The sequence below is a fragment of the Advenella kashmirensis W13003 genome (assembly GCF_000506985.1).
GTDB classification, from domain to species: Bacteria; Pseudomonadota; Gammaproteobacteria; order Burkholderiales; family Burkholderiaceae_B; genus Advenella; species Advenella kashmirensis_A.
In genome coordinates this window covers 207070-221020 of sequence record NZ_KI650981.1, presented here as the reverse complement: position 1 = coordinate 221020, position 13951 = coordinate 207070, and the positions used below count along the sequence as shown (strand labels likewise).

The 13951-nt window shown below is 55.3% G+C and carries 10 protein-coding genes; 6 read left to right on the top strand and 4 right to left on the bottom strand.

Going from position 1 to position 13951, the window contains the following annotated elements:
* Positions 1-12: 12 nt before the first annotated feature.
* Entirely contained in the window at positions 13-2772 is a 2760-nt protein-coding gene (locus W822_RS40550) for a DUF2169 family type VI secretion system accessory protein (RefSeq protein WP_024006480.1), read from the top strand.
* Entirely contained in the window at positions 2769-3839 is a 1071-nt protein-coding gene (locus W822_RS40545; protein WP_024006479.1) for a pentapeptide repeat-containing protein, read from the top strand. The genes W822_RS40550 and W822_RS40545 overlap by 4 nt, the downstream gene beginning before the upstream one ends.
* 81 nt (positions 3840-3920) lie before the next feature.
* Here the strand turns inward: W822_RS40545 and W822_RS40540 are convergent, their stop codons facing one another.
* Together W822_RS40540 and W822_RS40535 are read right to left on the bottom strand one after the other, a co-directional pair.
* Positions 3921-4295, bottom strand: coding sequence for a hypothetical protein (locus W822_RS40540; protein ID WP_024006478.1), 375 nt, complete (start codon positions 4293-4295; stop codon positions 3921-3923).
* Between the two features lie 14 nt (positions 4296-4309).
* Positions 4310-6730 carry a type VI secretion system Vgr family protein gene (locus W822_RS40535; protein ID WP_024006477.1) on the bottom strand — a complete coding sequence of 807 codons (2421 nt, stop codon included), beginning with the start codon at positions 6728-6730 and terminating at the stop codon, positions 4310-4312.
* A 448-nt stretch (positions 6731-7178) separates the two neighbouring features.
* Here W822_RS40535 and W822_RS40530 point away from each other — a divergent pair, with 448 nt between their 5' ends.
* From W822_RS40530 to W822_RS40520, 3 genes are all read left to right on the top strand, one after another.
* Positions 7179-7652 (top strand): hypothetical protein, encoded by a 474-nt coding sequence (locus tag W822_RS40530; RefSeq protein WP_024006476.1) that lies wholly within the window; start codon positions 7179-7181, stop codon positions 7650-7652.
* Positions 7653-7904: 252 nt separating this feature from the next.
* Entirely contained in the window at positions 7905-9053 is a 1149-nt protein-coding gene (locus W822_RS40525; RefSeq protein ID WP_024006475.1) for a DJ-1/PfpI family protein, read from the top strand.
* Positions 9053-9928 carry a LysR family transcriptional regulator gene (locus W822_RS40520; RefSeq protein ID WP_024006474.1) on the top strand — a complete coding sequence of 292 codons (876 nt, stop codon included), beginning with the start codon at positions 9053-9055 and terminating at the stop codon, positions 9926-9928. Before W822_RS40525 ends, W822_RS40520 begins: the two co-directional genes overlap by 1 nt.
* A gap of 101 nt (positions 9929-10029) precedes the next feature.
* Here W822_RS40520 and W822_RS40515 read toward each other — a convergent pair whose 3' ends face one another.
* Positions 10030-11775, bottom strand: coding sequence for an IlvD/Edd family dehydratase (locus W822_RS40515; RefSeq protein ID WP_024006473.1), 1746 nt, complete (start codon positions 11773-11775; stop codon positions 10030-10032).
* 21 nt (positions 11776-11796) lie between these two features.
* Positions 11797-12801, bottom strand: coding sequence for a Bug family tripartite tricarboxylate transporter substrate binding protein (locus tag W822_RS40510; RefSeq protein WP_024006472.1), 1005 nt, complete (start codon positions 12799-12801; stop codon positions 11797-11799).
* 297 nt (positions 12802-13098) lie between these two features.
* Between W822_RS40510 and W822_RS40505 the strand changes: the two genes are divergently transcribed.
* Positions 13099-13932, top strand: coding sequence for an alpha/beta fold hydrolase (locus W822_RS40505; RefSeq protein ID WP_031243275.1), 834 nt, complete (start codon positions 13099-13101; stop codon positions 13930-13932).
* Positions 13933-13951 lie beyond the last annotated feature (19 nt).

The following is a 13951-nucleotide window of genomic DNA, read 5'->3' as shown; positions in this document are numbered from 1 at the left end:
CGATAAGCAATAATGAAAACAGTCAAACCTCTGCGACTGGGTGTCTTGACCCGCCCATTCGGGTTGCAAGAAAAAAGCTACCTGGGTGTGGTCGTGTATGCGCTGGTGGATTTCAACGGCGAATCTCCGAAACTCGTGCCCGATGCCGAACTGACCACCCACCTTTTGCATGATATGGATTGCGAAGGTATTCTGGATCTCGTCCTGCCAAAACCTGTACCGGAATTTCTGGTCAGCGGCAAGGCCTACACCGCACATCAGCAGGACAAAACGCGCTGCGCGGTACGGGTACAGGTAGACAAGCTGGAAAAAAGTTTGCTGGTTTCCGGCGAGCGCTACTGGCTGGACGGTACCATGACCGCACCGCAGACATTCGATGAAATGCCTGTTAGCTGGAACCATGCATATGGGGGTGCGGATTTTGCCGAAAACCCGGGCGGCAAGGGGCGCGATCGCGAGTGGATCAATGGCAGCTGGGTGCGCCGCCTGCCCAATGTGGAAGTGCCCACCAGCACCATGCAGCGGCCGGACCAGGCAATACTTCCTGCCTCTTTCGGTCCGGTCCTTTTGACTCGCCCGCGTCGTTACTCGCAGGTAGGTACGTTCAGCCAGGAATGGATGCAAACCGACATGAACGCATTCTTCCACGATATGGACCCTCGGCTGTTCAATGCAGCCGAGCCCGATCAGCGCTGGCCAGAGCGCGATAGCCTGCCTTTAGGCTCATCGTTTCGCATATGGAATATGCATCCCGAACAGCATTGCTGGAGCGGCACCCTGCCTGACTGGAAAGCAAGATGCTTCGTATTGCAGCAAATTGCCAGCGCCAGAGAACCGGAACACGAAGTATTCCTGGAGGTCGACCTGAGGCCGACCACAGTCTGGTTCTTGCCGAATATCCGGCACGCCATTCTGATGTATCATGGCGCGTTGCCCGTTGCACAGTCCTACGCGGAAGACGCGCTTGCCATCTTGCCAGCCATGGAGCTGCCGGACCAGCCAAAAAACCAGTCCTATTACCGCAAGGTTTTTGACCAGCGCAATGACATGGAAACAGGCGCCCTTTATACCTTGCGTGATCGCGACCTGGTTCCCAAGTCCATCATGGGAGACTGGCTGGATACAAAGCCCCAGTTGCAAAGCCCTTTCCTGGACAACGCGCATAAATTCGAGCAGCGCAAAAGAGCGCAGATCCGTGCGTTTCTGGATAAACATGGCACGAACCTTCCGGACAGCGAACGCAATGAGCTCAATGCCCTGGTCCCCGAATTTGTAGGTCCGCCCTTTCCCGCGGATCCGGAGCATATGCCCGAATTGCACGAACGGATGCAAAAACTCAAGGCCGATGCGATGGAGCAATTGGAAGCTCAAAAACAAAGCACGCGCCAACAATTGTCGGAACTGAATGCCGTCGACCCGCAACACGCCGGATCGACGGACACCGAAGGTGCAGCGCCTGCACTGGACGCCGCGCAGATTGAAGAAATAGGCAGGCACATTGATTCACCCGCCCCGGCAGATCGTCAAAAATTGCGCGATGCCTTCGGTGAATTGGCGAAACAGCAGGAAAAGCTCGAAGCCGAATGGGAAAAATGGTCACAGCAACACGGTGACCCGGATAATACGACGGCAAAACTGGAAAATATGACGCAGCAGCGTGAGCAGGCACGCAAGCAACTGGGGAAAATCAATCTGTATTCGGCGCATCTGATCGGCGGAAAAATCATTGTCGACAGCCATGTTGCCGACAAAAAAAGGTTCGAAGCGCAACGACGTTATGCTGACGGACAGTCCATTCAGGACATGGATCTTGCCGGCGCAGATCTGTCAAGCCTGGCATTTGTCGATGCGGACATTTCGGGTTCGGACTTATCCGGCGCCAATCTGAACGGTGCTGTCTTTCGGCGTTGCAATCTGACAGATGTCATCCTCAGCAGAGCCTCTATCCAGGACGCAAGCTTTACAGATTGCGAATTGAATGGCACCAACCTGGGGGAGACCCAAGTTGAAAGAAGCAATTTCTCGGGCTCCAGACTGAAAAAAGTCATTCTGCACAAAACCGAATTTTCCCGTTGCGATTTCCGGCAAACCCAGTGGCAGGATGTCTTGAACAATACGCATGCACGATTCTCGGCATGTCGCTTTGATGCATCCAGCGCCGACAAAACCGTTTTCGTGCAGTGCCACTTTGAAAATAGCAGCTTTTACCAGGCCAAATTCTCGCAGACCATCTTCCAGCAAACGACACTGGTCAATGTGAATTTTGAACAATCGCAACAAAAAAGCGCCGGTTTTGTTGCCTGCGATATGGACACCATTAACTTTTCGCAGGCGCGGCTTGATGGCGTGTCGTTCATATACAAGCTGAACATTCGCCACTGTGCATTTCGGGAAACCAGACTAAAAGGATGCAGCTTCAAGGGGACCGTCCTGCACGGCATCCAGGCTCAGAAGGCCCGTCTCCAGTACTGCGACCTGACACTGGCCGATCTGCGCAACGCCGACTTTACCGGCGCAGATATGCATCATTGCGTGCTCAAATCGGCCGATCTTCGCGATAGTCTTTTTAATCAGGCCGACTTCACCTCCGCTATTTTGACCAAGGCGGATTTGCGCGGCGCGGATCTGCGTTATGCGAACTTTTGTACAGCCGACATTTCCGAAGTACGCATGGATAACACAACCTTGATCCAAAATATCTACACCGAGCATACCAAGCGCTATCCGCTATACCGGGAATCATTCCCGCAACAGGATGCCGTACGCCCATGATGTCGCCCTCAACCCGCCAACAGTTCTTTGACTGCCTCGATAGTTACGAGCCGATACAAGAAAAAAACTTTGCCGGTCTATCCCTTGGAAATACAGCGCTGTCGGGTCGCGTTTTCGAAAAGGTCGATTTCACCGGAACCGACTTTAGCGGATCGCGCCTGGATAACATCGTTTTCACCAACTGCCGCTTTGACAGCAGCGTTTTTGAACGCGCAGACTTGCAGCGTTGCCTGTTTTCCGGATGTGAGTTAACCGCAAGCCGCTTCTCCGATGCCTCGCTAAGGGAATGCTCCATTATCGAAAGCCACCTGGCAAAGGCGATTTTTTCACAGGCAACGCTGGATAGCTGCACCTTCGGCCAGACGAACCTGAGCGGCGCCATTCTGTCGCAAACGCAATGCACAAAAACGTCATTTTTCGAAACCGATCTGGCGCAGACCGATTTTGTCGGCAGTACGTTTGAAATCAGCGTTTTTTTCCGCAACGACCTGAGACAGACGCGGTTCGACGATTGCTATTTCGAAAAAACCGTGATGAACGAAACTCAGCTCTGCGGGCAGCGTTTCACCGGACTGACGTTTCAGCAATGCCCTTTCGTCAAGAGCGATTTGAAGCAGGCCATGTTCCAGGACTGTTACCTTGCCGGATGCAATTTCCAGGAAAGCCGGCTGAACAACGCCATATTCAGCGCATGCGATTGCACCAATGCCATATTCATCGAGTCCGACGCGCTGTCCGTCCGGTTTTCGGACACCCAGTTGTCGCAAAGCATGTGGATACAGGCCGTGGCCACCGACGCACGCTTCACAGACTGTGATATGACAGAAAGCATCTTGCATGAGGCCGATTGTGAACATGCCCGGTGGAATCGCTCGGATCTGACCCGGGCCGATTTTTCCCGAGCCAATCTACGCCATACTCAGTTTGAATCAGTCACACTGCATGACACGCTGTTTCATCGAGCTCTGGTTTCCGACGGCGCATTGCTGCGCAAACCTGGCGCTCTACCGCAGCGCGACTACCTGCATGAGGCCGAACTCTGGACGCAGCAGGCAAGGTCCCGGTGAAATCACCCGGTGATCGTCAGAGCACCATAACGCAACGCCTCACGGCAGGGCTCGCACAACAGGGGCCGGCACGGACTTTACTCAGGCAAAAACAAAAATCCGGTTAGGCGATGGGATCAGATTGGTGGATAAAAGACCATTGATAATATTGCTTAATCCCATGGATATCCAGCGACAAACCGGCAAGGCACCGGAAAAAACCCGGAAGCTGACATTGATGAATTTGGTCGCAAAGCATTTGACCACGGGCACCAGCACACCCAATATCCCGGTTTCATTGGCCCAGGTTATCATCGTAGGCATGGGGCAGCACTCCAGATCCAGGCCGGGCGTAAACACCCGGGAAAGCGGATTGGGGATCATGGTGATTTTAGGACCAAAATTGGGGCGAGGCCCCAGTATCATCACATCGACCAGCGTCACACTTGATCCGATTCGGCCTTGCAAAATTGGCATTTGATTCTTCTCCGTCAAGCAAATAGTTTCAAACCGGCAAGGGTCACGCCCAGGGCCTGTAATTTGGTCTGCGCGCCGCGGGTCTGCAGATCGATTCCGTCCGCTTTCCAACTCGCCCCGCTGATATCGACCTTAACCGCCTGATTGCTGAACTTGAGCCCCGTTGCGGCCAGATTCAAACCATCCACCTGCATGGCGATCCCCCGGAGCGCGAGCCGTAGCGGCTGTATTTGATACGCAATGGTCGAATACGAAAAATTCACCGCCCCGGTTATCGACATTTTGAGCGGCATCACGTCTATCCCAAGCACCGAAACCACTTTGGTATCGACGCCGGTCACGGTGGTGTCCCTGCCGGCCTTGTAGTTATTGATCGCGTGCGAGGTCACGTTCTTTATCTCGCCGCTGGACGCGGTAATCGAATACTTTTTACACAGGATCTCAAAGTCCTGGCCCGTTGCATCAAAAAGCACCTTTCCCCCATGATTGGAAGTAAATGTACTTTCATAATTATGCGTGGCTGCGCCCGTTACCGTAACATCCTCGGTCTGCGCGACCGTGCGCGTGAGCTTGTTTTTATAGTGCAGCGTTGCTGCTTCCTTCACATCCTGGTGCAAGGTGCCGTCGATGGTATGCGTCTCATTCGACTTGACATAAACGGTGTTGGTGCCTGCTTCAACCCGGAAAACATTGTTTCCCGTCAGTATCTTTGTGGTTGCACCACCTTTTATATTATCGACCAGGCCGCCACTGGTGATTTCGCGATGAACACCCGCATCGAACGTTTCTTTTTCATGCCCGATAATGTGCGTGGTACGGGTTCCGGTCACATCACGCGTTTCCGTTTCGCCCACTGTCGTCTTCAGGTTTGAACCTATGTTCACTGTCATATTCTGCACGACAGTCAGCAGCATATCCAGTTGCGCCCGCATGTCCACGAGTTCCTGTCCCAGCTTGTCTTCGAAGATCATCTGGTTGCGCATGCTCGGATCGCCAAAGACCGACTGGCTGCGGAAGCCGCTTTGCGTCGCATTGGCCGGAAGCGACACGGGCGGCATATTCTGGGCGTTATAGACGCGCCCCAGAATCACCGGCCGATCCGGATTACCGCCGATGAAATCGACCACGACTTCGTCATTAATACGCGGCAATTGCAGGCCACCGAAGCCGCCGCCCGCCCAGGGACTGGACACGCGAATCCAGCAGGAACTGTTTTCGTCCCCCTTGGCCTGACGGTCCCAGTGAAACATCACCTTGATGCGACCGTACTGGTCCGTCCAGAGTTCTTCACCCGCCGGTCCCACGACGCGGGCCGTTTGCGGCCCGCTGGTCTTGGGTTGCGGTGTTACTCTTGGCGCGCGAAATTGAATGTCGGCAGGCAACGCATTGAAAATCACTTCAAAGCGATCTTTCTGATCGGTGCCGGTTGAATAACCCGCCACGCTCATGCTGTAGGTGGCGGACACGCACAGGTACTCGCGATTTTCGACCCGTCGCGGATGATTGCGCAACGTGAACGTGCGCCCAGGCTCGACCGCCCGGATGTTGCAAATGCCCCGCACCTGCTCGCGCGCGCCCTGAATCTCCTGCAACCGGATACGGGCATATTTTTCGCCATGGTCCACTTCCTGATAACCACCCTGCCACTCGTAGACTTCCAGTTTGTCCGTGTTGGCAGCCTGGGCGTTTTTACTCATGGAATTCAAACGCGCACCGGGTTTGCGAAAATCGTAATCTACTGTCGCGTATCCCCCGGAGGTAATCTGCGCCTGCACATGCCAGTCCGACACGAATTCCTCGTGCGCAAGCATGTGACGCTGCTCATCGTAATACGTATAGGTATCGTAGCCCGGGGCAGGCTCATGGGTCGACACGTCGTCTGTCAGCACCAGGGTATGCTGCCCGTTCTCGTGACGGAACCAGTAGTAAATGCCTTCATGCTCCATCAATCGGCTGACGAAATCGAAATCAGACTCCTGATACTGGACACAATATTCCCAATTCCGGTAGGATTCGATGAGTTTATATTCCACCGGAAAACTATAGTTGCCCAGCACTTCCTTCAATATATCCACCACGGTTTTGTTCTGGAAAATCCGGTTGTCCCGCGATTGGGTCAGATACCAGAGCCAGGGCCTTACCGTCGCGCGATAGGTGTAATACTGCGAATTGTTGAGTTCCCGCCCCGCCAGTTCAAATTTAATAATTTGACCATTGATAAAATGAGGTGCGCCACCGGCTGTTTCCACCTGCAGGGTAAGCGGTTTGCCCAACAAATCACGAACATCCAGCATGTAGGTATTGGCAACCAGTTCCACACTGAACTCAAACAGTTCGGACAACCCGGCATGGCCGGTCATGCTTTTGAAGAGCAAGACCTCGGGCATGGGTGTATGGGCAATAACGGGACGGTTCTGTAGCTGGGGGATATCCATGGTCATCTCTCGCGGCAGGCGCGTTGTCATCGAGCTTTGTCTGATCTATCACAGTTGAAAAAATCATAGTCATGCTATATGTCAGGTTAATGACCTGAATAAATTCGCAACAACACTCACACTGAGACAGTGGCGGCAAATGACGGTATAAGGTGTTCTGGGGCGATCAGCCAGACCGATGTCAATTGTTTTTTTACATATGAAATATATATTTACATCAGAGTGATGCGTGAAAGCCTCAGTCATTGAATGTCTGGTTACCGGTGTGCCACCATGAATACAGCTCAACAACCGACTCTAATATCAGAGATCGCTCCGCCATACGATACTGCACCGTTGCTGCGGGAGTCAGGCACGACACGTTTCATATATTATTTCTGTCATATGATCAACGTAATATGAAAACCATGTTCAACGAAAATCGTACTGGTCGCATAACGACATCGCCATGCAAAGCCCTCTCACGCTGACCCGGGACAAAGCAGCTGACCTGGGCTGGCGACTTTTCGCTTTATCCTGGATTCCGTTTATCGGCATTTTTTCTTATGTGCTTTATCCCGTAGAGGAATGGCTGCCGCCCGTCTCCGTGGTCTGTCTGGTTTTGTCGCTGAGCATGATGATTGGCGGCATTGTGTTGATTTTGTTTTCACTGTCGGCCAGAACCCGGAGAAATGACACTGTTCGACAAACCGGCGAGCAGGGCAATGCGGTAGTCCTATCCGTGGCAGATTCCGGAACGCGGATCAACGATCATTTCGTATTGAATGTCGGGCTGCGCATCACCCCGACCTTCGGCCCGGCATTCGAAACAATCGCCAGTCAGATTGTACCGATTTATCATATGGTACAGATACAAAAGGGCAATACCGTAAGCGTGCGCTATCTGCAGGAGACACGCGAAGCCGTGATAGAGTTTGACTAAATAAAAAAGAGCCTTTAACCCCCGTGTGGCCAGACGTGCTTGCTGCGTATGGGATCTGCGTCTGACCGGAGATTAAAGGCCGAGACAAATAGTAGACCAGAGCCAACACGATTGCATTGATGTATATTAATTTTTTGCAATAAAAACCCAATTAATGCAAAAAAAATGAAGTCGCCCTCCTGGCTGGCGATATTAACTACATTTATCCGTGTTTTGACTCAGGCAGCACGCTTCCGAAGAGAGGTGATTTTCATGACATGCCGTATTCTTTTGCTCGCCCTTACGGGTATTGGTGCCCTGGCACTGCTCGCAGGCGTGATCTGGTTCCTGTCCCTGCCCTCGCCCACCCATCGCACCGGTCCGGTGCCCGTCGCGGACGGCGAGTATACATCCGTGCTCCACGCGCTGAAACCACCGAAGCGAAAACGTCCGCTGATTGCGATTGTCGGTATTAACGATGCCACCGAGACCACAGACTACCTCGTGCCTTACGGTGTACTCAGAAACGCCGATGTCGCCGATGTCGTCACACTGTCCACCGGAGACGGACCGGTTCGGCTGTATCCGGCGCTCACGGTACGGGCGCAGGCAACGGTGGCGCAGTTTGACCAGCGCAACCCACAAGGAGCGGACTACGTCATCGTACCCGCCATGAGCCGGGATGATGATCCCACTGTCCTTGCCTGGCTGCGAAGCCAGAGAGAAAAAGGAGCCATCATCATCGGGATCTGCGCGGGCGCAAAAGTACTGGCCGGCGCCGGCCTGCTGGAGAACAGACGCGCCACTACCCACTGGTACTATCTGAAAACCTTGTTGCGCGATTACAAAAACATCCGCTATGTGCCCGACAGGCGGTGGGTCGTCGATGACGGCGTTGCCACCACAACGGGCATTACCGCATCTATTCCCATGATGCTCACGCTGATCGAAGCCATTGCTGGCCGCGATAAAGCGCAACAAGCGGGTGAAAGCCTGGGGGTCGCGCAGTGGCATGCCGGACACGACAGCCAGGCATTTCAACTGACCCGCCCCTTTGCGCTGACCGTCATGAAAAATACGATGTCCTTCTGGCGCAAGGAACAATTTACCCTGCAACTGCAACCCGGCGTGAACGAAGCGGCACTGGCCCTGGTCGCCGACGCCTGGTCACGCACGTACCTCTCCCGCGTGACCACCCGCAGCATCAACGGCAACCCGGTCGTGTCCGGCAACGGCATGCCGTTGCTTGCCGATCAGACCGGTGACCAGCAGGATAACAATGGCGCCCTGCCGTCCGTGGATATGACGCATCCGGCAGACACATTGAAGCAGACACTTGAGGCGATCGCTGCCCGTTACGGCGCGCCGACAGCACAAGTCGTGGCCATGCAACTGGAATACCCCTGGAGGAAAGCACGCTGATGGACATCAACTATCTGCACAGTTTCATTACGGTTGTAGAGGCCGGCTCTTTCGCCGAGGCCGCCAGGCGGCTGGATCTGACTTCCGCTGCCGTCGCGGCGCGCATCAAGGCGCTGGAAGACGATATGGGTGTGGCACTGGTCAAACGTTCGGGCCGATCAGTCAAACCGACTGAAAGCGGCATGCGAATACTGGACAGTACACGCTCGGTCGTCAGGCAGGTTCGGGACATGCGCGCCACGGCGATTGACAGCAATAGTCAGGGCGAGTTTCGCCTGGGCTGTTTTGCCTCGGCCCTGACCAATGTCCTGCCGCCTATTCTCAAACGCGTCTATCGTCTGCACCCGGACGCGTCGTTGTTTGTCACGCCCGATGCCTCCATCGAACTGTGCCGAAAGGTAGCGACGGGTGACCTGGATGCGGCCATCGTGGTCGAACCGCAATTTGCCGTGGCCAAGCACTGCATCTGGCAAAAATTCATGGAGGAACCCCTGCTGGTGATCGCGCCGGCGCATTTAAAGGGCCGAGAAGCACACGAGATCCTGCTCAGCGAACCCTTTATCCGTTATGACCGCAGCGTTTATGGTGGGCAGCTGGCCGACCGCTATCTGCGCGACCAGGGACTGCACCCCAGACAGCGCCTGGAAATCAACAGCCTGGCCTCGATTGCAGTCCTGGTGCATGAAGGACTGGGCGTGTCGCTGCTGCCGGACTGGTCCGCCATGTGGCAGTCGCTCAATATCGTCCAAATACCCCTGCCCGAAAGAGCGCCGGTGCGCCGCAACGGCTTGATCTGGAATCAACACGGCCACCATGCAACCCTGGCTGCCTGTATCTACGAGCAGGCCCGCGCGGTATTCGAAACGCCGCCATAAGGCGCAGACCCGAGCCGATGCCTGCCGTGACCTGCGGCGTCTGCTGCGATGGCTGAGCCACACCAGCATCCGGTCATGCTGTCAGTGACCAGCGGACGGCGCTAGCGCGGTATGGTCCCACGGGTCTGCGTTGCCCGCAAAAAGTCAAAGTCCACGCCCTGATCGGCCTGTGTGACCGTATCCAGAAACAGTTTCTGGTAACCGCGTTCGGCGGTCGGCGCCACCATGGGTGCGGCCGCTCGTCGTTGTGCCAGTTCCGCTTCGGATACAAGCAGGGCAATCTCGCGCTTGCTCACACTGAGCCGGATTCGATCGCCATTCTCCACATACGCCAGCGGCCCGCCAATAGCCGATTCGGGCGTGACGTGCAACACAATCGTGCCGAAGGCAGTTCCGCTCATGCGGCCATCAGAAATGCGCACAATATCTTTGACGCCCTGCACGGCGAGCTTTCTGGGGATGGGAATATATCCCGCCTCGGGCATGCCCGGCGCGCCTTTGGGTCCGATATTTTTCAAAACCAGAATATCATCGGCCTTGACATCCAAGTCATCCGCATCAATGCGCTGCGCCAGATCGGCTGCGTTTTCAAACACCACGGCCCGCCCTTCGTGCTCCATGAGCGAGGCATCCGCCGAGGACTGTTTGATAATGGCACCGCCGGGCGCCAGATTGCCTTGCAAGACCGCGATCCCGCCTTGCGGATAAATCGGATCGTCTGCGCTTCTGACCACGCTCTGGGCAAATCCCGGTCCCGCAAGCTCGATCTCTTCGCCCAGCGTGCGACCGGTGACCGTCATCGCATCCAGCCTGAGTAATGGCTTTAATTCGCGCAGCAGCGTAGCCATGCCCCCTGCCTTGTGAAAGTCCTCCATATAGTGTTGGCCCGAGGGTTTCAGATCCAGTAGTACGGGGGTGTCGCGACCCATACGATCGAGTGACTGCAAGTCGATATTCAATCCGACACGCCCTGCAATCGCGGCCAAATGCACGATGCCATTGGTTGAGCCGCCGATCGCCAGCAACACCCGCATGGCATTTTCGAAGGCATCAGGAGTCAGAATCCGGTCAATGGTGAGCCGGTCATGCGCCATTTGTACCGCCTGGGCACCGGTCAGCTCCGCGATGCGCATGCGATCCGATGTCACTGCAGGCGGCGTGGCCGCACCTGGCAGGCTCATACCCAGGGCTTCGGTCAGACATGCCATGGTGCTGGCCGTTCCCATTACCGAGCAGGTACCGACACTGGCCACCAGCTGATTATTCACATCGGCCACTTCCTTGCTGTCGATTTCTTCGGCGCGAAATTTTCCCCAGTACCGACGACAATCCGTACAGGCGCCCACGCGTTCGGAGCGGTGGGAACCCGTCAACATGGAGCCGGTCACCAACTGGATCGTCGGGATATTGGCAGAAGCGGCGCCCATCAGCTGGGCAGGCACCGTTTTGTCGCAACCACCAATCAGGACAATGGCATCCATGGGCTGGGCTCGGATCATTTCCTCGGTATCCATTGACATCAGATTGCGCAAATACATGCTCGTCGGATAAGCGAAACTTTCGTGAATGGAAATAGTGGGAAAGTCCAGCGGCAACCCGCCGGCCAGCATAATGCCGCGCTTGACCGCTTCCAGCAGTTGCGGCATATTGCCGTGACAAGGGTTGTAGGCGCTGCCGGTATTGGCAATGCCGATCACGGGACGGGTCAGCGCCGCATCGGAATAGCCTGCTCCCTTGATGAACGCCTTTCTCAAAAACAGTGAAAACTCATTATCTCCATAGCTGGTCAGGCCTTTTTTCAATCCTGTCGCTTCTGCCTTGTCATCCGGCCGATTGGGTTTTGACATATTGCTCTACCTCATTTGTGATTAACGGGTGGTAATGTTGCCTGCCTTGATGACCTTTTCCCACAGCTCGATCTCGGCAGCCAGGCGGTCCCGGGACGCATCAATGGTCAGCGGAGCGGCATAGACCCCCTGCTCCAGCAATTGTTTTTTCACGTCATCCTTGTTCAGCCCCTCGGTCAATGCAGCATTCAGTTTGTTCAGCACCTCTTGCGGCGTTCCCGTTGGCGCCATCACACCGAACAGCGAACTGACATTGTAATTGTCATAACCCTGCTCTTTGGCTGTCGGAATATCAGGCAACATGGAAATACGCTCCGGTGTCAGTACGGCCAGCGGTCGCAACTGACCTGACTTGATAAAACTGATCGCGGCCGGCACGGTTTCGGTCATGACCTGAACCTGCCCGCCGACCAGGTCGGTCATGGCCGGGCCGCTGCCGCGATACGCGACATGAACAATATTCACATCTGCAATTTGCTTGAACAGTTCCATCGCCATGCGTTGCGGCGCACCTGCCCCCGAAGAGGCAAAATTGAGTTTGCCGGGGTTCTTGCTCGCATTGTCGGCGAGCTCTTTCAGGGTAGAAACTTTCAGCGATGGGTTGACCACAGCGACCAACGGGACGGAACCGACAATGCCTGCCGGTGTCAGGTCTTTCTGCAAATCGTAGGTCAGACTGCCTTTTTCCAGAATGGACATGACCGAGTGTGATGTCAATGCGCCCATCAGCAGGGTGTAACCATCGGGGCGGGCTTTGGCGACCTCGGCGGCACCGATATTGCCACCCGCCCCGCCTCGGTTTTCAATGACAACCTGGCCGCCTATCTGCTCACTCAGGTTTTTCCCGACAATACGGCCAATCACATCTGTGGCACCGCCCGGAGGATAGGGTATGATCAGGCGGATCGGCTTGTCTGGATAGGGATCGGCGCGCGCGTCTGCAAAGGGGGAAATAGTCAGGACACTGCCTAAGAGCAAGCAGCAAAGTGCGGCAGTCGTGCGAGAAGAAAATTGCTTCTGAAACATAATCGTGTCTCCCGTTATTATATGAGCTCGCAAGCCCCTGCCCTGCCGGCTTGCGAAGCGACCAGTATGCAGAGAAAAGGACGAATGAAAGCAAAATTATTTTTTGTTTTATCTATAAAAATTAGCGGCAAATGGATTCCCGGTTTCACACGACGCCACACTGCCCCGGCCGGCATAATTAAGCACCCAGAGTGAATTCAGGGGCAAAATGACGTGAACCCCCTATAATAATCAGAGACAAACGGGGTGCCGGAATCCGTATGAGCCCCCTCTTAACTGATAGCAATGACGCAGGCCATGAACGAGACACAAGCGACACAAACAACAATAACCACGCATGAAATATCCACCGAACAGGGACGCCTGTTTGCGCAATCCTGGGACTGGGAACCATCAGTCGGTCCTGCTCGCGTTCCCATCATCCTGATACATGACTCGCTTGGCTGCGTGCCGCTGTGGCGCCAGTTTCCAGAGAACCTGCTGCGCCTCACCGGGCAGCCCGTGATTGCCTATGACCGTCTGGGCTTCGGCCGCTCGGACCCACATCCCGGCGTATTGTCGGCCGATTTTATTGCCCAGGAAATTGAACAGATATTTCCGCAGGTACTCGACGCATTGCAAATCGGTGATTTCATCGCTTGCGGGCACAGCGTGGGCGGCGCGATGGCAGTCGAGGCCGCAGCCCGCTATGCGGACCGCTGCAAGGCGCTGATCACCATGGGCGCACAGGTATTCGTCGAAGAGCACACGCTCAATGGCATCCGACAGGCGAAAATAGACTTCGCCGACCCGGAAAACCTGTCCCGACTCGATAAATACCACGGTCAGAAAAGCCGCTGGGTAGTCGACGCCTGGACCGACACCTGGCTTTCCCAGGCCTTCTCCACCTGGCATGCCCGCGACCAGTTGCCAGGCGTGCAGTGTCCGATACTGGCCATTCATGGCGATAGCGACCCCTACGGTTCAACGGAACACGCCCGGGTGATTGCCGGCAACACCGGTACCGCCGATATTCTGAGTGGGATTGGTCATGTCCCCTACCGGGAAGACGAACAGCGCACCCTGAACAGCATCCAGACGTTTCTGATCCGCTGCGGGCTGACCGAGGCCGTGACGCAGGAACAATCGTGAGCAGATCGGCGCTGACACC